Raw genomic sequence first — 17,287 nt, 5'->3', positions numbered from 1 at the left:
GTCAGCCGCCATGGATCTCGAGACCTTCCGCAAGCTCGCCGTCGACCGGCGCGTCATCCCCGTCAGCCGCCGGCTCCTCGCGGACGGTGACACCCCGGTCGGGCTCTACCGCAAGCTCGCGGCCGAACGCACCGGCACGTTCCTCCTCGAATCCGCGGAGAACGGCCGCACCTGGTCCCGCTACTCCTTCATCGGGGTACGCAGCGCCGCCACCCTGACCTCCCTCGACGGAGCTGCCCACTGGCTGGGCACCCCGCCCGTCGGCGTCCCCGTCGAAGGCGACCCGCTGCAGGCGCTCCGGGCCACCGTCGAGACCCTGCACACCCCCCGCGACCTGGTCGGCGACGAGGGCCTGCCGCCGTTCACCGGCGGCATGGTCGGCTACCTCGGCTACGACGTCGTCCGCCGGCTGGAGCGGATCACCGAGCACGGCGGCGACGACCTGAAGCTGCCCGAGCTCACCATGCTGCTCACCTCGGACCTCGCCGTGCTCGACCACGGGAACGGCACCGTCCTGCTGATCGCCAACGCGATCAACCACAACGACCTGGACACCGGGGTCGACGAGGCCTACCAGGACGCGGTCGCCCGGCTCGACGCCATGGAGCGCGACCTCTCCAGGCCCGTGGAGACCACCCCCGCCGCGCTGCCGCCCTCCGAGCTCCCGCCGTACACCGCGCTCTGGGGCGGCCAGGCGTTCATGGACGCCGTGGAGGACGTCAAGGAGCGCATCAGGGCGGGCGAGGCCTTCCAGGTCGTCCCCTCCCAGCGTTTCGAGACGCCCTGCACGGCGAGCGCCCTGGACGTCTACCGGGTCCTGCGCGCCACCAACCCGTCGCCGTACATGTACCTCTTCCGCTTCGACGGCTTCGACGTCGTCGGCTCCAGCCCCGAGGCGCTCGTCAAGGTCGAGGACGGCCGGGCCATGGTTCACCCGATCGCCGGTACCAGGCACCGCGGCGCCACCCCGCAGGAGGACCAGGCGCTCGCCGACGAGCTCCTCGCCGACCCGAAGGAACGCGCCGAGCACCTGATGCTCGTCGACCTCGGCCGCAACGACCTGGGGCGGGTCTGCGAGCCCGGCAGCGTCGAGGTCGTCGACTTCATGTCGGTCGAGCGGTACTCGCACGTGATGCACATCGTCTCCACCGTCACGGGACGCGTCGCCGAGGGCCGCGGCGCCTTCGACGTCCTCACCGCGTGCTTCCCCGCGGGCACCCTCTCCGGCGCGCCCAAGCCCCGCGCCCTGCAGATCATCGAGGAGCTCGAACCCAGCCGCCGGGGCCTGTACGGCGGCTGCGTCGGCTACCTCGACTTCGCCGGGGACTCCGACACCGCCATCGCCATCCGGACGGCCCTGCTCCGCGACGGCACCGCGTACGTCCAGGCGGGCGCCGGCATCGTCGCGGACTCCGACCCGGTCGCCGAGGACATGGAGTGCCGGAACAAGGCCGCCGCGGTCCTGCGAGCCGTGCATACGGCGAACCGCCTCGGGGCTCGCTGAGCCGGTAGGGGATAGTGGAGTACGTGAGTGCTGTCCCCGTACCCCAGCCCCGTGCCCGAGCCGCCTCCGCGCCCGACAGCGCGGGAAGCCGCCGAAGCCTGGCCGCCGGCCTGCTCCTCGGGGCAGCCGGCGCCACCGTCGTCCTCCTCGCCTCCGGGCAGACCTGGGCCGAGGGCAAGGCGGCCGTCGGCGGCGGCACCCTCCCGCTCAGCGCCGACGGCCAGGACGTCACCGGCCTTCCCGCCGCCCTGGCCGTGGTCGGCCTGGCCGCCCTCGTCGCCGTCTTCGCCGTCCGCGGCGGCGGCCGGCTGATCGTCGCCGGCCTGCTGGCCCTCAGCGGCCTCGGCGCCGGACTGAGCGCCTGGTCCGGAGCCTCGAACAGCGCTGCCCTGGACGAGCGGGCCGCGCAGACCACGGGCAACACCTCGGCCACCGTCGACGCCCTCAGCCACACCGCCTGGCCCTACGTCACCGCGGCCGGCGGACTGCTCATCCTGCTCGCCGGGCTGCTCGCCCTGCGCTACGGCAGCCGCTGGCCGGCCATGTCGGGCCGGTACGAACGGGACGGCACCCCCCGCCCCCGCAAGGCCCCCCGCACCGCCCCGGACCCCGACCGGCCCGAGGAACTGTGGAAGGCCCTGGACCGCGGCGAGGACCCGACGCGCGAGGCATGACCCCCAGCCTCACGTCCACCGGCACGTACGGGACAATGACAGCAAGCCTTCGTAAGCGCGACACCTTCAGCGCAACACCAACTAGGAGCAACTCATGGCGGGCAGCAGCCACGGACACACCCCGGCCGCCTGGACCGGTGTCATCATCTCCTTCATCGGCTTCTGCATCGCCGGCCTCTTCATGGTCGCGGCGAACACGCTCGGCTTCTGGGCCGGTATCGCCGTCGTCCTCCTCGGCGGGGTCGTCGGTCTCGCCATGAAGATGGCGGGCCTCGGCATGCCGAAGGAGTCCGCCGAGATGGCGGCCGCCCGGGCCCGCGCCTCCCGGGAACAGATCACGGCCTGACCGGTCACGAGCACCGGCGACACGACGCGAGGCGCAGCCCGGACGGGGCTGCGCCTCGCGTCGTGAGCGGGGACAATCGGCCCGTGGACGCCTCAGCCTCTCCCGCAGCCGCCGCCCCGGACCAGCCCCCCTTCACGGGCCCCGGCCTGCCGGCCCCCGCCCCCGTATCCCGGCTCCGCCGGCTCGCCACGCCGGTCGGCGTCATGGCCGCCGTCGTCGGAGCCTTCGGATACGTCGCCACGGTCGACCCGAACGAACCCGGCCACTACCCGGTCTGCCCCATGCTCCGCTTCACCGGCCTGTTCTGCCCCGGCTGCGGCGGGCTGCGCAGCGCCCACGCGTTCGCCCACGGAGACCTGGCCGCCGCCCTCGGCGCCAACGCCCTGGCCGTCGTCGGCTACGCCGTCTTCGCCGCGCTCTGGCTGCTCTGGGTGGTCCGCGCGAGCCGGGGACGGACCCTGCGGATCGGCCTCGCGCCCGGTTACTGGTGGGGCATCGGGGCGGTGCTGCTGGCGTTCTCCGTGGTCAGGAATCTGCCGTTCGGCTCGGCCCTGGCGCCCTGAATGACCAGGTAGTGGGACGTAACGCCGCCGGATGCGGGCCCTGAGCCGTCCTGCGGATACCATCGAGATGGCTGATCCTGTACCTATCACCGCTTCGGAAGGGGGCCGCTCGCGTGAGTGTGCTCGACGAGATCATCGACGGCGTCCGCGCCGACCTCGCGGAGCGGCAGGCGCGTGTCAGCCTCGACGAGCTCAAGGAACGCGCCGCGCGCGCTCCCCGGGCCAAGGACGGAGTCGCCGCCCTGCGCGGCGAGGGCGTGACCGTCATCTGCGAGGTCAAGCGCTCCAGCCCCTCCAAGGGGGCCCTTGCCGCCATCGCCGACCCGGCCGCGCTCGCCGCGGACTACGAGGCCGGCGGGGCGTCCGTCATCTCGGTCCTCACCGAGGAGCGCCGCTTCGGCGGATCGCTCGCCGACCTGGAGGCCGTCCGCGCCAAGGTCGACATCCCGGTCCTGCGCAAGGACTTCATCGTCACCTCGTACCAGCTGTGGGAGGCCCGGGCACACGGCGCCGACCTCGCCCTGCTGATCGTCGCCGCCCTCGACCAGGAGGCCCTCGTCTCGCTGATCGAGCGGGCCGAGTCGATCGGCCTCACGCCGCTCGTCGAGGCCCACGACGAGGAGGAGGCGGAGCGCGCCGTGGACGCCGGGGCGAAGATCATCGGTGTCAACGCGCGCAACCTCAAGGACCTCAAGGTCGACCGTTCCACCTTCGAACGCGTCGCCCCCGAGATCCCCGACCACATCGTCAAGGTCGCCGAGTCCGGCGTCCGCGGCCCGCACGACCTCATCGCCTACGCCAACGCCGGCGCGGACGCGGTGCTCGTCGGCGAGTCCCTGGTCACCGGCCGCGACCCCCGGGCCGCCGTCGCCGACCTGGTCGCCGCAGGCGCCCACCCGGCACTCCGGCACGGACGGAGCTGACCCCACCCGTGCCCGCCGACCGTCCCGTAGCCCGCATCCGGCCGGGCCTGCGCCCCGCCGGCGCGAGCGCCCGGGACCCGCACGCGCCGCTGGCGCGCGGCTGCCGGCCCCGCGGCTGCCGTGCCCCCGCCCGGCGTGTGCACGGCCGGCGCGTGCGGTACGTGATCGGCGACGAGCCGGGCCAGGTCAACGGGATGCGATGGCGCACGGGGTCCGCGCCGTAGCGAGCCCCGGCCGTCGCCCGTCCCCCCGTACAGGGGGATCCGCACGCCCACCGCACCGCCCGTCGACCGGTCGGCGTGGCGCTCCGCCCATGGCGCATACGGTGACACCACCCGTTGCGATTCGAGGAGCACGTCGCATGTCGTCCGACTTCTTCATCCCGGACCCCGAGGGTCTGATCCCCAGCGCCGAGGGATACTTCGGCGCGTTCGGTGGCAAGTTCATCCCGGAGGCGCTGGTCGCCGCCGTGGACGAGGTGGCCGTCGAATACGACAAGGCCAAGGCGGACCCGGCCTTCGCCGCCGAGCTCAACCAGCTCATGGCCGACTACACGGGCCGGCCCAGCGCGCTGACCGAGGTCTCGCGCTTCGCCGAGCACGCCGGAGGAGCCCGCGTCTTCCTCAAGCGCGAGGACCTCAACCACACCGGCTCGCACAAGATCAACAACGTGCTCGGCCAGGCCCTGCTCACCAAGCGCATGGGCAAGACCCGCGTCATCGCGGAGACCGGAGCGGGGCAGCACGGCGTCGCCACCGCCACGGCCTGCGCCCTCTTCGGGCTCGAGTGCACCATCTACATGGGCGAGATCGACACCGAGCGGCAGGCGCTGAACGTGGCGCGCATGCGGATGCTCGGCGCCGAGGTCGTCGCCGTGAAGTCCGGCTCCAGGACACTCAAGGACGCCATCAACGAGGCGTTCCGCGACTGGGTCGCCAATGTGGACCGCACGCACTACCTCTTCGGCACGGTCGCCGGACCGCACCCCTTCCCGGCGATGGTCCGCGACTTCCACCGGGTGATCGGCGTCGAGGCCCGCCGCCAGATCCTGGAGCGCACCGGCCGGCTGCCTGACGCCGCGGTCGCCTGCGTCGGCGGCGGCTCCAACGCCATCGGTCTCTTCCACGCCTTCATCCCGGACGCGGGCGTCCGGCTGATCGGCTGCGAACCCGCCGGACACGGCGTGGAGACAGGCGAGCACGCGGCGACCCTGACCGCGGGCGAGCCCGGGATCCTGCACGGCTCGCGCAGTTACGTCCTCCAGGACGAGGAAGGCCAGATCACCGAGCCCTACTCGATCTCGGCCGGACTCGACTACCCGGGCATCGGCCCCGAGCACGCCTACCTCAAGGACGTCGGCCGCGGCGAGTACCGCGCCGTCACCGACGACGACGCCATGCAGGCGCTGCGCCTCCTCTCCCGCACCGAGGGGATCATCCCGGCCATCGAGAGCGCGCACGCGCTGGCGGGGGCCCTGGAGGTCGGACGGGAGCTCGGCCCGGACGGACTGATCCTGATCAACCTGTCCGGCCGCGGCGACAAGGACATGGACACGGCAGCGAGGTACTTCGGGCTGTACGACGGCGCCGACGCGGTCGTGGAGGCCGATGTGGCCGACGGAGAGGAAGAGGTCACCAAGTGAGCGGCAACCGAGAGCTTCTCGAATCGACGCTGGCCAAGGCCGCGTCCGAGGACCGGGCGGCGCTCATCGCCTACCTGCCCGGCGGCTTCCCGACCGTCGACGGCGGCATCGCCGCCGTCAAGGCCGCCGTCGCGGGCGGCGCCGACGTCATCGAGGTCGGGCTCCCGCACAGCGACCCCGTGCTCGACGGGCCGGTCATCCAGACCGCCGACGACATCGCGCTGCGCGGCGGCCTCAAGATCGCCGACGTCATGCGTACGGTCCGTGAGACGCACGAGGCCACGGGCGCGCCGATCCTCGTCATGACGTACTGGAACCCGATCGACCGCTACGGCGTGGAACGCTTCACCGCCGAGCTCGCCGAGGCGGGCGGCGCCGGGTGCATCCTGCCCGACCTGCCCGTCCAGGAGTCCGCGCTGTGGAGGGAGCACGCCGAGAAGCACGGTCTCGCCACCGTCTTCGTCGTCGCCCCGAGCAGCAAGGACGAGCGCCTCGCCACCATCACGGCCGCGGGCTCCGGATTCGTGTACGCCTCCTCGCTGATGGGCGTCACCGGCACCCGCGAATCGGTCGGCGAGCAGGCCCAGGACCTGGTGCGGCGCACCCGCGCCACCACGGACCTGCCCGTCTGCGTGGGCATCGGCGTCTCCACGGCCGAGCACGCCCAGCGGGTCGCCGGCTTCGCCGACGGCGTGATCGTCGGCTCGGCCTTCGTCAAGCGGATGCTGGACGCCCCGGACGAGGCCGCAGGTCTCGCCGCCGTCCGCGCGCTGGCGGCCGAACTGGCCGAAGGCGTTCGAAAGCGCTGACAGCGGGCGTCATCCGTACGGGTGGACCTGGGACCGGGGAGGCGCTGACGTGCCTCCCCGGTTCGTTTGCGCGGTGTGAGCGAGAACCAAGACCGCAGAAGAGCCGCGCGCGACCGGCTGGCCCAGCAGCGTGAGCAGGACCGGGCGCGGGACCGCCGCCGCCGCACGCTGATCGTCTCGACCGCCGTGGTGGGGGTGCTGGCGCTGGCAGCCGTGATCGGTGTGATCGCGGCCAATGCCGGCAAGAACGACAAGGACAGCGAGGCCGGGCCCGCCGTCACCCCGTCCGGGGCGATGGGCAAGGACGGCCTCGCCCTCCAGGTCGGGGCCGACGACGCGCCGTCCACGCTCACGATCTGGGAGGACTTCCGCTGCCCCGTCTGCGCCCAGTTCGAGAACACCTTCCGCGACACGATCACGGAGCTCACCGACAGCGGCCGGCTCAAGGTGGAGTACCACCTGGCCACGATCATCGACGGCAACCTCGGCGGCAGCGGTTCGCTGCGCGCGGCCAACGCGGCCGCCTGCGCCCAGGACGCGGGCAAGTTCGCCCCGTACCACGACACCCTCTTCCGCAATCAGCCCGCCGAGACCGACGACGCCTTCGGTGAGAACAGCAAGCTGATCGAGCTGGCCGGCAAGGTGAAGGGCCTGGACACGCCCGCCTTCCGCAGCTGTGTGGAGGACGGTACGCACGACAGCTGGGTCGAGAAGTCCAACAAGGCGTTCACCGACGGCGGCTTCCAGGGCACACCGACCGCGCTGCTCAACGGCGAGTCGATCTTCCCGAAGAAGGGGAACGAACAGATCTCCGCCGCCAACATCAAGAAGTGGGTCGCCGAGGCCAACAAGGGCAAGAAGCCGGGCACCGTGGGGGCAACGCCGTCGGCGTCCCCCGCGGAGGACTGACGGCCGAGCCACCCCGCGCGGCGGACGGCCGCGTCATGCCGCCGGCCGTGGCGTGCCTCCGGCAGGTGCCGTCACGCCGGCAACTGCCGGAGGTCACCCGCCCGCCTTCGACGCCGGGCAGCACGGGCCCGTCACGTGTCGAGCAGTGCTTCAGCAGAACCAGCCGTTCTGCACCCAGCCGCGGCGGTTGATGTCCCCGTAGGCGAAGCCGTAGACCCAGTCGCCGCCGCCTTGTTCGACCAGGAAGGTCTGCCCTCGGCGCAGCGTGCCCATCCACGCTCCGTGGGGGGCGGTGACCCGGACGAAGAGGTCCTCGGCGCAGACGGTTTCGCGTTCGCCCACCGTGCCGTTGGCGGAGATGGCCGGGCTGACGGTCATCACCGTTGTCGCGGCAAGCGCCAGGGCCAGGGTGACGAGCCTGCTCGTGCGGGTCATGAAGGGTCCTTCCGTCGTCTCGTCATGGTCGTCGATCACCAGGATCCGAAGCCGCCCAGGCATTCCTGCCTGACGAAGCCCCAGTCGTTGGGTCCGAAGTCGAACGTGGCCGCCCAGCCGTTGTAGACCGGGTGGGCACCACGGGTGTGCCCCACCTTGTCGCCGCGGAGCAAGGTCCGTTTCAGTCCGGCCGGACCTGACGCGCTGTCGTAATTCGCGTAGAGACTCGCACTGTCACAGACGATGACAGCGTGTTCCGGCACGGTCGGTTCCGCCCGCGCGGCACCGGCGTTGCCGAGGGCGAGAGCTGCGGTCGCGGCGAGGGCAACGCTCAATCTTTGAGTCGCGTTCATGACAAGTAGGGTGGCGGAAGGCGGCCTTCCCGTCCAGAAGGCACCGCACCCCGGCCGAGCCCAGGTGAAAGGCATCTCTGTCGCGGCCACGCCGGGGGTGGGAGCGGGCACTCCGCCGGGGCCCCGTTACCCAGAAGTTGCCGGACGGCTTGCCGTACGTCCCGTCCGGCAGGGTAGCGTCGACCCCGTCATGAACCTTGCCTTCATTCCCAGCCCGTCGACCGGCGTGATCGAGCTCGGCCCGATCCCGCTCCGCGGCTACGCGTTCTGCATCATCATCGGTGTCTTCGTCGCCGTCTGGTTCGGCAACAAGCGCTGGGTCGCCAGAGGCGGCAAAGCCGGCACCGTCGCCGACATCGCCGTCTGGGCCGTGCCCTTCGGTCTGGTCGGCGGCAGGCTCTACCACGTGATCACCGACTACCAGCTGTACTTCAGCGACGGTGAGAACTGGGTGGACGCCTTCAAGATCTGGGAGGGCGGCCTCGGCATCTGGGGCGCGATCGCGCTCGGCGCGGTCGGTGCCTGGATCGGCTGCCGCCGCCGTGGGATCCCGCTCCCGGCCTGGGCCGACGCACTGGCGCCCGGTATCGCCTTCGCCCAGGCGATCGGCCGCTGGGGCAACTGGTTCAACCAGGAGCTGTACGGCAAGCCGACCGACCTCCCCTGGGCGCTGAAGATCAGCGAGGGCACGAACCGGGTCGAGGGCACCTACCACCCGACGTTCCTGTACGAGTCCCTGTGGTGCGTCGGTGTCGCGCTCCTGGTCATCTGGGCGGACCGCCGCTTCAAGCTCGGCCACGGCCGCGCCTTCGCGCTGTACGTCGCCGCGTACTGCGCGGGCCGCGGATGGATCGAGTACATGCGCGTCGACGAGGCGCACCACGTGCTGGGCCTCCGGCTCAACGTGTGGACCGCGATCATCGTGTTCGTGCTCGCCGTCGTCTACATCGTGATCTCGGCGAAGGTGCGCCCCGGCCGCGAGGAGATCGTCGAGCCCGCCGCGGTGAGCCTGGCCAAGGACGGCGAGAAGACCGCCGATGCCTCGGGGGAGACCGGCTCCGAGGAGCCCGCTTCCCAGGAGTCCGCTTCCGAAGAGACCGGCTCCGGGACCACCGAGGAGGCCGACGCGCCGGCCCCCGAGGCCGACGGGACCCCTGAGAAGGCCGACAGGAGCTGACGCTCCCCGTCCCCGCACACATCGCGAAGGGGCCGCCGGACCACGACGGTCCGGCGGCCCCTTCGCCCGTGCACGGGCATCATCGGTGCGAGCGCGCCAACGCGAGCGTGCGTTCCGCGGTCGCCACCACCGCCGCGTCGACGAACCTTCCGTCCGGCAGGGCCTGCGCCCCCGCCTCCGCCCGGGACGCCTCCACGATCTGCTCCGCCGCCTCCACCTCCCGTGAGGTCGGCCGGAAGGCCCGCTCGATCACCGGCAGCTGCCGGGGATGGATCGCCGCACGGCCGAGCAGCCCGAGATCCCTCCCGTGCGCACAGGACGACCGCAGTCCCGACAGGTCCCGGACATCCGTGTACACCGACATCACGGGCGGATCCAGCCCCGCCGCCCGGGCGGCGACCACCACACGGCTGCGCGGCCAGTCGAGACCGGCGTCGTCGCGCACCCCCAGATCCGCCCGGAGGTCCGCCTCGCCGAGCGCCACACCCCGTACGGCGTGATGCGCCCCCGCGATCGAGTACGCGTGCTCGATGGCCAGCGCCGATTCCAGCAGCGGATACAGCGGCACACCCGGGGCCAGGGCCGCGACATGGTGCACGGACGCCGCATGGGTGATCTTCGGAAGCCGCATCCCGGACAGCCCCGCCAGCCCCGCCAGCGCCTTCACGTCGTCCTCGCCGTGGACCCGGACATGGACCGGCACCGCCATCGGGTCCGCCGTGACCGGATCGGAGAGGAGCTCCGCCGTCGCCGACCGCGCGTACTCCTTACGGTCCGGTGCGACGGCGTCCTCCAGGTCGATGATCACCACATCCGCGCCCGAGCCGAGCGCCTTGCGGACCACCTCGGGCCGGTCCCCGGGAACGTACAGCCAGGTCAGCGCCACCGCCGGGCCGCTCACAGCGCCCCCTCGTCCCGCAGCGCCGCGACCGCGGGGGCGGAGAGGCCGAGCTCCGCCAGGATCTCGTCCGTGTCCGCTCCGTGCGGCCGGCCGGCCCAGCGGATCGCCCCCGGCGTCTCCGAGAGCCGGAACAGCACGTTCTGCATGCGCAGCGGCCCCAGCTCGGGGTCGTCGACCTCGGTGATCGTGCCCAGCGCCCGGTACTGGGGGTCCTCCATCACGTCCCGTACGTCCTGGATCGGTGCGATCGCCGCCTCGGCCTTCTCGAAGGCGTCCACCGCCTCCTCCCTGGTGCGCCGGGCGATCCAGTGGCCCACCGCCTCGTCGAGTTCGTCGGCGTGCTCGGCGCGGGTCGTCCCGGCGGAGAACCACGGTTCCTCGATCAGTTCCGGGCGCCCCACCAGGCGCATCACGCGTTCCGCGACCGACTGGGCCGAGGTGGAGACGGCGACCCAGTGGCCGTCGGAGGTGCGGTAGGTGTTGCGCGGGGCGTTGTTGCGGGAGCGGTTCCCGGTCCGCGGCTGGACGTACCCGAGCTGGTCGTACCAGAGCGGCTGCGGCCCCAGCACGGTGAGGATCGGCTCGATGATCGCCATGTCCACCACCTGTCCCTGCCCGGTGAGGTCGCGCCCGGACAGTGCCGTCATCACCGCGTACGCCGTGGCGAGGGCCGCGATCGAATCGGCCAGCCCGAACGGTGGCAGGGTCGGCGGCCCGTCGGGCTCCCCGGTGACGGCGGCGAAGCCGCTCATCGCCTCGGCGAGCGTGCCGAAACCGGGCCGGTGTGCGTACGGGCCGGTCTGCCCGAAGCCCGTGACCCTGGCCAGCACCAGCCGGGGGTTGACGGCACGGAGTTCCTCCCAGCCCAGACCCCAGCGCTCCAGGGTTCCGGGCCGGAAGTTCTCGATGATCACATCGGTGTCCGCGGCCAGCCTCAGCAGCACGTCCCGGCCGCCCGGGGCGGACAGGTCGAGGGTCAGCGTGCGCTTGTTCCGGCCGAGCAGCTTCCACCACAGGCCGATGCCGTCCTTCGCGGGGCCGTGACCGCGCGAGGGATCGGGCTTGCGCGGATGCTCGACCTTGATGACCTCGGCCCCGAAGTCCCCGAGCATGGTGGCCGCGAGGGGCCCGGCGAAGAGGGTGGCGAGGTCCAGGACCCGCAGGCCGGAGAGGGGAGCGGTCGTCGTACTCATAGGGCCTCGATCTCGCTTCGGTACGGCATGGACGTGGAGGCGCCCGGTTTCTGCACACAGAGCGCGGCGGCGGAGGACGCCCAGGCCAGCGCCTCCGGTACGGGCCGGCCCTCGCCGAGTGCCACGGCGAGCGTGCCGACGAAGGTGTCACCGGCTCCGGTCGTGTCGACGGCGGTGACCTCGGGGGCGGGGAAGAGGACCGGTTCGCCGCCGCGTGCGGCGTACAGGCACCCCTTCCTGCCGAGCGTGATCACGACCTCGGGGACCTGCCGCAGGAGGATCTGGGCCGCGGCGTGCGGTTCCGAGCACCCGGTGAGCTCCGCGGCCTCGTGCTCGTTGGGGATCAGCAGGTCCACGTCGTCCAGGAGTCCGGACGGCAGGGGCTGCACGGGGGAGGGGGTGAGGATCGTCCGCACACCCCGGGCCTTCGCGGTCCGTGCTCCCTCCACCACGACGGAGAGCGGGAGTTCCAGCTGGAGGAGGAGCAGGCCGGCCGCGGCGACGGCGGCTCTCTCCCCGGGGCCCAGCGCGGTCACGGTGCCGTTCGCGCCGGGGATCACCACGATCGCGTTGGACCCCTCGTCGTCGACGACGATGTGCGCGGTGCCGCTGGGCCCGGCGACGGTGTGCAGCAGGTCCGTGTCCACACCGGCGTGCTCCAGGTTCGTCCGGAGCGACGAGCCGTACTCATCGGTCCCGACCGCTCCGATCATCACCACCTCGCCTCCCGCGCGGGCCGCGGCGACCGCCTGGTTGGCCCCCTTGCCGCCGGGGACGGTCCGGAACTCCCTTCCGGTGACGGTCTCCCCGCGCGCGGGAGCCCGGGCGACGTAGGCGACCAGGTCCATATTGGTGCTGCCGAGCACGGCGATGGCCGTCATGGGCGGCATACCTCCTGATGGGTCAGTTCCGCGAGGGTGTCGAAGCCGATGGAGTCGAAACCGGGGACGGAGGTGGCGAGGCGGTTCTTGAGCGGGGCGGTCCACCGGTCGGGCAGCGCGGAGGCCCGCCCGGCCAGCAGGCCCGCGAGCGAACCGGCCGTCGCACCGTTCGAGTCGGTGTCCCAGCCGCCGGACACCGCACAGCAGACCGAGCGGCCGAAGTCCCCGTCCGCGTGGGTGAGCGCGGCGGCGAGCAGCGCCGCGTTGGGCAGGACGTGCACCCAGTGGTGGGTGGTGCCGTACGCGTCGTGGAGGCGGTCCACGACCGTGTCGAAGTCGGGTTCCTCACAGGCGGTCCGGACACCGAGGCGTACCGCGCGCGCGTACCGGGACCGGGGCGGCACCACCCGCAGCCCGGCCGCCAGACAGCCGTGCACGTCCGTCTCGCCGCCGGCGGCCTCGGCGAGGGCGGCTGCGGTGAACATCGCGCCGTACACCCCGTTCGCCGTATGGGTGAGGACCGCGTCCCGGTGGGCCTGTTCCGCGGCGGCCCCCGGGTCGCCGGGATGCGTCCAGCCGTGCACATCGGCCCGGATCTGGGCGCCGATCCACTCCCGGAACGGGTTGCGGTGGCGCGCGGTGTCCGGCGGCTCGATCCCGTCGAGCAGATTGCGGTACGCGACCCGTTCAGCGGTGAAGACACGGCCTGCCGGGAGCTCGTCCAGCCACAGCCGGGCAAGGTCGGAGGTGCTGAACCCGTGACCGTGCCGCTGGAGCAGCAGCACCGTCAGCAGGGGGTAGTTGAGGTCGTCGTCCTCCGGCATCCCGTCGATGTTCTCGGCGAGGGAGGTGGGTGCCGAGCGGCGGTTCCACGGGTAGGCGGCGGTCAGTTCTCCGGGCAGTCCGCGGGCGGTGAACCAGGTGGTGAGCGGCCAGTTGCCGGTGGCGCGGGCCAGGGCGCGGATGCCGGCCAGGGGCAGCTTCTCGACCGGCTTGCCCAGCAGACAGCCCGCGGCCCGCCCCAGCCAGGCCGCGTGCAGACGGTCGGGCCCGAAGGACACCGGCCGGGCGCGCGGGGCGGGCCAGCGGGGGCACGCGGCCCGGATCCCGGCCAGGCCCGTCGGCTCGTCCCCGGCCGACGGGCACTCCAGCAGGGCGAGTTCGTCGAGGAGTTCCCCGGCGAGCGCACGCAGCCGGCGAGGCGCGGCGGGCTCCGAGGCCCCCGCACGCTCCGGGGCGGGCGCACCGCCCGCCGCATACCAGCGCCGCTCGACGTCCCCGGCGTCACGGCCGTCCTGCGCGGCCTGGCGCAGCTCGTGGCCCACCAGGTCCTCGGGCTGGACCCATGTCAGGCGTACGGTCACCGGCCGTCGCCCGTCAGCACGGCGAACGCCGCCTCGTGCGCGCGGCGCCGGGCGGTGTCCCGGGCGAAGACCTCCCGGGCCACCTGCGCGAGGGCCCGCGCCGGGGCGTGCAGATCGAGGCGGCTGGCCTCGGCGACCGTCTTCACCCAGGCCGCGGGGATGCCCTGCTCGCCGTGGAGCGCGCCCGCGAGCGCGCCGCTCATCGTGGCGATCGAGTCGCAGTCCCGGCCGTAGTTGACCGAGCCGAGCACCGAGCGCCGGTAGTCGCCGTCGCCGACGAGCAGCATGCCGAGCGCGACCGGAAGCTCCTCGACGGAGTGCAGCCGGGAGGGCCGCCGGGCGCCCAGCGAGGGGTCGCGGTAGTGGGGCCCCACCGTGTCGAACGGGGCGACCGCCGCGCGCAGCGGCGCCAGCGCCGACTCGAAGTCCGTGTAGCGGGCGGCCACTTCGCACACCGCCTCGATCGCCGACCGCGTGCCGTCCTTGGCCAGGGCCAGAGCGGTCCCGACGACCGAGGCGGGGGTCGCGTCCGGAGTGCACGCGGCCGCGACCGCGGCGGCCAGGACCCCGGCCGCCTCCCGGCCGTACGAGGACTGGTGGGCGCCGGCGACATCCAGCGCCTCCGCGTACGCGGCCTCCGGGTCGGCCGCGTTCACCAGGCCGACCGGGGCCATGTACATCGCCGCCCCGCAGTTGACGATGTTCCCCGAGCCCGCCTCGCGGGGGTCGGCGTGCCCGTAGTGCAGCCGGGTGACGATCCACTTCTCGGCGAGGAAGATCCGCTGCAGGGGGAGCGCCTCGGCCTCCAGCTCCGGGATCCAGCGGGGCCGCGACATCAGGTCCGGGACGAGGTGGTCGGCGACGGAGTACGCGTCGAGGTGACCGCGCACCGTCTCGTACACCCGGACCAGAGCGTGGGTCATCAAGGTGTCGTCGGTGACGTGCCCGTCGCCCTTGTGGTACGGGGCGATGGGGCGCGCCGTGCGCCAGTCGTCGCCGTACCAGGGCCCGACGACGCCGGTCACCCGGCCGCCGTGACGCTCGGCGATCTGCTCGGGTGTCCAGCCCTCGACGGGTCCGCCGAGCGCGTCCCCCACGGCCGCGCCGACGAGGGCTCCGGTGATGCGTTCATCCAGGGTGAGCGTCGTGGTGGTCGTGCCGGCCTCGAGCGGTGCGGATGTTTTGTGTGCCATGTCGGGATTGTCCACCCGGGGTGGCCGGTTCCGTGGCTGCCAGCAGCCCGGCGAGTTCGATGAGGTCCGTACCGGCGAGCCGGGGCAGCGCGCACCCGGCCAGCGTCCGGCAGGCCTCCCGCCAGCCCTCGGGCACGGTCGCCGTCCCGCCCAGCGCCCCGGTCAGGGCCCCGGCCAGCGCCGGCGCCGAATCGGCGACCCGGGACAGACAGGCCGCCGCGGGCACGGCCTGGGCGAACTCGCCCCGGGCGGCGGTCGTCAGGGCGAGGGCGACCGGCACGGTCTCGGCGGCGGCGATCCCGTAGCTGTAGACGTGGTCCACGATCTGGTGCTCCAGCACGGGGACGAGCGCGAACGCGCCCGCCGCCTCGTCCGTGAACTCCCGGGCCAGCCGCACCGCGTGGACGGCGTTGCGCGCGATCTCGGTGCCCTCGGGAAGCTGGTCGAGCGCGGCGTTCACCACCGTGTCGACGTCCGCCCCGGCCAGGGCCTCGGCGATCGCGGCGGCGATCGCGCGGGCGCCGTGCACCCCGTCGCCGTCCTGCGTGTACCGGGCGTCGAACTCGGCGAGCCCGGCCGCCGCCGCCGGGTCGCCGGGGTGCACTACCGCGAGCACGGCGGCCCGCACGCAGGCCGCGTCGTCGAAGTAGTGCGGATTGTCGTGGCCGGTGGCGGGCGGGCGGAGCCCGGCGGCCAGATTGCCGAGCCCGGCGCGTACGGAGATCCGGGCCCGCAGCGGAAGGACGGCCGACTCGACCTCGGGCGCCCGGGCACTCGCGGCGGCCACCTTCGCCGCCAGCGCGTTCCACGAACGGTCCACCGCGTCCCGCATCCGGTGGCCGGGGGAGAGGCCCGGCGCGTGGTCGGCCGCGGCGGCCAGCACGGTCCGGGCGGAGAACGCGGCCCACTCGGCGTCGTCGGACGGGCCGAGCCGCAGCGGCTCGGGCGGCTGGTTGAGGGCGATGGGCACGGGGAGGGTCGTCGTCGCGTTCTGCTCCGCGAAGGTGTCCAGCTCCCTGGTGAGCCGCCTCGTCCACTCCGGCATCCGCGCCGCACGGTGCCGCGCGGCCGGCCACCCGGCCGCGTCGCCGGCGGCCAGCCCGAGCAGCAGCCCCTCGATCCTGGCCTGCCTGCCCGGTGCGCCGCGGCCCCTGACGCCGCCGTCGGCCGCCGGCCCGGAGGTGATCGTGATGGCCACGTGCGGGGCGGGCTCCGCCGGCGCGGTGGGCGCGTCCCGCCGGGGGCCGCGGGCGGCGGTCACCGGGCGTCCTGCCGGACACCGGAGGCCGGAGCGGCCGGGGCGGTGCGTACGGGCGTGTGCCACGCCCCGCCCGGCGACCGCGTCCCGGGCGGCCCGTGCCGCGGGGGGACGGGTGCGGGCTCCCGGGCCGGGGCCGGCGTGTCCTCCCCGTCGTCCGGGGTCAGCAGATCCGCGATGTCCAGGACGTGATAGCCCCGCATGGACGGCAGGCAGCTGCCCCGCACCGGGCCGATCGCCGCCGCCCAGTCCCTGGGGATCGCCGATGCCCCGTGCAGGGCGCCGGCCAGCGCGCCCGCCACCGCGGCCGTGGTGTCGGCGTCCCGGCCCATGTTCACCGCCGTGAGCACCGCCGTACGGAAATCGCCCCGCGCCGCCGTGAGGGCGCCGAAGGCCAGGCCCACCGCCTCCGGCGCCAGATCCGTCCACGGGTAGCCGCCGATCACCACCGCGGACCGCACCGCGCGCTCGGTGGCCAGCCGGTCCGGGTAGGAGCGCTGTGCGGCCGTGACCGCGCGGCGCAGCGAACGGGCCGTCCAGGAGTCCATCGGCACGACCGAGAGCGCGGCCGCGATCACCGAGGCCAGCCCCGCACCCACCATCGCCGCCGCCACCCCCGCCGCGACCGCCTGGCCGCCGTAGATGCCCTCCCCGTCATGGCTCACCCGGCCGTCCACCGCCACCAGACGGGCGGCCTCGGCGGGACGGCCCGCCGCGAACACCCCGAACGGCGCCGCCCGCATCGCGAGACCGTCACTCCAGGCGTGCCGGTGCTGCGCCGAGATCGGGGCGGCCAGCCCGCGCCGCAGATTCTCCAGCGTCCCGCGCTCGCTGAATCCGGCTCCCCGGAACGGACCCTCGTCCAGATCCGCGATCCAGTGGTGCCAGGCCCGTTCGACATGCGAGACGGTGAGCGCCGATCCGTGCCTGGCCAGCAGCAGCCCGGAGAAGATCGCGTACTCGGTGTCGTCGGTCCCCGCCGGATCGTCGCTGACGAAACCCTCGATACGGCCCCAGCGGCGGCGGATCTCGGACGGGCGCATGTTCTCCGCCGGTGCGCCGAGCGCGTCCCCCACCGCGAGTCCCAGCAACGCCCCCCGCGCCCGGTCACCCGTGCCCGCCGCCGGACCGTCCGCCATGAGCTCCATCGTGTCGACCCTTC

The 17,287-nt window shown here is 73.6% G+C and carries 19 protein-coding genes; 10 read left to right on the top strand and 9 right to left on the bottom strand.

Annotated elements, in window-relative coordinates:
- Positions 1–10: 10 nt before the first annotated feature.
- The 9 genes from ACIP63_RS01395 (at position 11) to ACIP63_RS01355 (ending at position 7,370) form a co-directional block, all read left to right on the top strand.
- Entirely contained in the window at positions 11–1,504 is a 1,494-nt protein-coding gene (locus ACIP63_RS01395) for an anthranilate synthase component I (RefSeq protein WP_401510342.1), read from the top strand.
- A gap of 14 nt (positions 1,505–1,518) precedes the next feature.
- Positions 1,519–2,178 carry a TIGR02234 family membrane protein gene (locus ACIP63_RS01390; RefSeq protein WP_401510340.1) on the top strand — a complete coding sequence of 220 codons (660 nt, stop codon included), beginning with the start codon at positions 1,519–1,521 and terminating at the stop codon, positions 2,176–2,178.
- A gap of 94 nt (positions 2,179–2,272) precedes the next feature.
- Positions 2,273–2,524 carry an HGxxPAAW family protein gene (locus ACIP63_RS01385; RefSeq protein ID WP_401510338.1) on the top strand — a complete coding sequence of 84 codons (252 nt, stop codon included), beginning with the start codon at positions 2,273–2,275 and terminating at the stop codon, positions 2,522–2,524.
- Positions 2,525–2,607: 83 nt separating this feature from the next.
- Positions 2,608–3,087, top strand: coding sequence for a DUF2752 domain-containing protein (locus ACIP63_RS01380; protein WP_401510336.1), 480 nt, complete (start codon positions 2,608–2,610; stop codon positions 3,085–3,087).
- A 113-nt stretch (positions 3,088–3,200) separates the two neighbouring features.
- Positions 3,201–4,010: an indole-3-glycerol phosphate synthase TrpC gene (trpC, locus tag ACIP63_RS01375; protein ID WP_401510334.1), complete on the top strand. Its 810-nt coding sequence runs from the start codon at positions 3,201–3,203 to the stop codon at positions 4,008–4,010.
- A 35-nt stretch (positions 4,011–4,045) separates the two neighbouring features.
- Positions 4,046–4,234, top strand: coding sequence for a tryptophan biosynthesis modulator TrpM (trpM, locus tag ACIP63_RS01370; protein ID WP_107103173.1), 189 nt, complete (start codon positions 4,046–4,048; stop codon positions 4,232–4,234).
- 137 nt (positions 4,235–4,371) lie between these two features.
- Positions 4,372–5,652, top strand: a complete 1,281-nt coding sequence (trpB, locus tag ACIP63_RS01365) for a tryptophan synthase subunit beta (RefSeq protein WP_401510332.1) — start codon at positions 4,372–4,374, stop codon at positions 5,650–5,652.
- Positions 5,649–6,461: a tryptophan synthase subunit alpha gene (gene trpA, locus ACIP63_RS01360; protein ID WP_401510330.1), complete on the top strand. Its 813-nt coding sequence runs from the start codon at positions 5,649–5,651 to the stop codon at positions 6,459–6,461. Before trpB ends, trpA begins: the two co-directional genes overlap by 4 nt.
- Positions 6,462–6,536: 75 nt before the next feature.
- Entirely contained in the window at positions 6,537–7,370 is an 834-nt protein-coding gene (locus ACIP63_RS01355; protein WP_401510328.1) for a thioredoxin domain-containing protein, read from the top strand.
- A 150-nt stretch (positions 7,371–7,520) separates the two neighbouring features.
- On the opposite strand, the gene ACIP63_RS01350 is transcribed toward ACIP63_RS01355, so the two are convergent.
- On the bottom strand, positions 7,521–7,805 hold the full coding sequence (locus ACIP63_RS01350) for a hypothetical protein (protein WP_401510327.1): 285 nt from the start codon (positions 7,803–7,805) through the stop codon (positions 7,521–7,523).
- A gap of 35 nt (positions 7,806–7,840) precedes the next feature.
- Complete coding sequence (locus ACIP63_RS01345; RefSeq protein WP_401510326.1) at positions 7,841–8,158, bottom strand: hypothetical protein; 318 nt, start codon at positions 8,156–8,158, stop codon at positions 7,841–7,843.
- Between the two features lie 190 nt (positions 8,159–8,348).
- Between ACIP63_RS01345 and lgt the strand changes: the two genes are divergently transcribed.
- Positions 8,349–9,335 (top strand): prolipoprotein diacylglyceryl transferase, encoded by a 987-nt coding sequence (gene lgt, locus ACIP63_RS01340; protein ID WP_401510324.1) that lies wholly within the window; start codon positions 8,349–8,351, stop codon positions 9,333–9,335.
- Between the two features lie 79 nt (positions 9,336–9,414).
- Here the strand turns inward: lgt and ACIP63_RS01335 are convergent, their stop codons facing one another.
- The 7 genes from ACIP63_RS01335 to ACIP63_RS01305 form a co-directional block, all read right to left on the bottom strand.
- On the bottom strand, positions 9,415–10,236 hold the full coding sequence (locus ACIP63_RS01335) for an HpcH/HpaI aldolase/citrate lyase family protein (RefSeq protein WP_401510322.1): 822 nt from the start codon (positions 10,234–10,236) through the stop codon (positions 9,415–9,417).
- Positions 10,233–11,429, bottom strand: coding sequence for a CaiB/BaiF CoA transferase family protein (locus ACIP63_RS01330; RefSeq protein ID WP_401510321.1), 1,197 nt, complete (start codon positions 11,427–11,429; stop codon positions 10,233–10,235). The genes ACIP63_RS01335 and ACIP63_RS01330 overlap by 4 nt, the downstream gene beginning before the upstream one ends.
- Positions 11,426–12,310 (bottom strand): ribokinase, encoded by an 885-nt coding sequence (rbsK, locus tag ACIP63_RS01325; RefSeq protein WP_401510319.1) that lies wholly within the window; start codon positions 12,308–12,310, stop codon positions 11,426–11,428. The genes ACIP63_RS01330 and rbsK overlap by 4 nt, the downstream gene beginning before the upstream one ends.
- The gene (locus ACIP63_RS01320; protein WP_401510317.1) at positions 12,307–13,674 is read right to left on the bottom strand and encodes an ADP-ribosylglycohydrolase family protein; all 1,368 of its coding nucleotides are present in this window, start codon (positions 13,672–13,674) and stop codon (positions 12,307–12,309) included. Before ACIP63_RS01320 ends, rbsK begins: the two co-directional genes overlap by 4 nt.
- Positions 13,671–14,867: an ADP-ribosylglycohydrolase family protein gene (locus tag ACIP63_RS01315; RefSeq protein ID WP_401510316.1), complete on the bottom strand. Its 1,197-nt coding sequence runs from the start codon at positions 14,865–14,867 to the stop codon at positions 13,671–13,673. The genes ACIP63_RS01320 and ACIP63_RS01315 overlap by 4 nt, the downstream gene beginning before the upstream one ends.
- Positions 14,803–16,053 (bottom strand): ADP-ribosylglycohydrolase family protein, encoded by a 1,251-nt coding sequence (locus ACIP63_RS01310; protein WP_401512225.1) that lies wholly within the window; start codon positions 16,051–16,053, stop codon positions 14,803–14,805. Before ACIP63_RS01310 ends, ACIP63_RS01315 begins: the two co-directional genes overlap by 65 nt.
- A gap of 71 nt (positions 16,054–16,124) precedes the next feature.
- Positions 16,125–17,273 (bottom strand): ADP-ribosylglycohydrolase family protein, encoded by a 1,149-nt coding sequence (locus ACIP63_RS01305; protein ID WP_401510314.1) that lies wholly within the window; start codon positions 17,271–17,273, stop codon positions 16,125–16,127.
- Positions 17,274–17,287 lie beyond the last annotated feature (14 nt).

Origin of the sequence: Streptomyces sp. NPDC088746 (genome assembly GCF_044751065.1) — a bacterium.
Taxonomy (GTDB): Bacteria; Actinomycetota; Actinomycetes; order Streptomycetales; family Streptomycetaceae; genus Streptomyces.
This window is presented reverse-complemented; position numbering and strand designations above follow the sequence as displayed.

Excerpts from the sequence above, each read along its gene's own strand:
- ACIP63_RS01395 (WP_401510342.1), top strand. The coding sequence starts at position 11 with ATGGATCTCGAGACCTTCCGCAAGCTCGCCGTCGACCGGCGCGTCATC.
- ACIP63_RS01385 (WP_401510338.1), top strand. The coding sequence starts at position 2,273 with ATGGCGGGCAGCAGCCACGGACACACCCCGGCCGCCTGGACCGGTGTC.
- trpB (WP_401510332.1), top strand. The coding sequence starts at position 4,372 with ATGTCGTCCGACTTCTTCATCCCGGACCCCGAGGGTCTGATCCCCAGC.
- ACIP63_RS01350 (WP_401510327.1), bottom strand. The coding sequence starts at position 7,805 with ATGACCCGCACGAGCAGGCTCGTCACCCTGGCCCTGGCGCTTGCCGCG.
- ACIP63_RS01345 (WP_401510326.1), bottom strand. The coding sequence starts at position 8,158 with ATGAACGCGACTCAAAGATTGAGCGTTGCCCTCGCCGCGACCGCAGCT.
- lgt (WP_401510324.1), top strand. The coding sequence starts at position 8,349 with ATGAACCTTGCCTTCATTCCCAGCCCGTCGACCGGCGTGATCGAGCTC.
- ACIP63_RS01330 (WP_401510321.1), bottom strand. The coding sequence starts at position 11,429 with ATGAGTACGACGACCGCTCCCCTCTCCGGCCTGCGGGTCCTGGACCTC.
- rbsK (WP_401510319.1), bottom strand. The coding sequence starts at position 12,310 with ATGACGGCCATCGCCGTGCTCGGCAGCACCAATATGGACCTGGTCGCC.
- ACIP63_RS01315 (WP_401510316.1), bottom strand. The coding sequence starts at position 14,867 with ATGGCACACAAAACATCCGCACCGCTCGAGGCCGGCACGACCACCACG.
- ACIP63_RS01305 (WP_401510314.1), bottom strand. The coding sequence starts at position 17,273 with ATGGAGCTCATGGCGGACGGTCCGGCGGCGGGCACGGGTGACCGGGCG.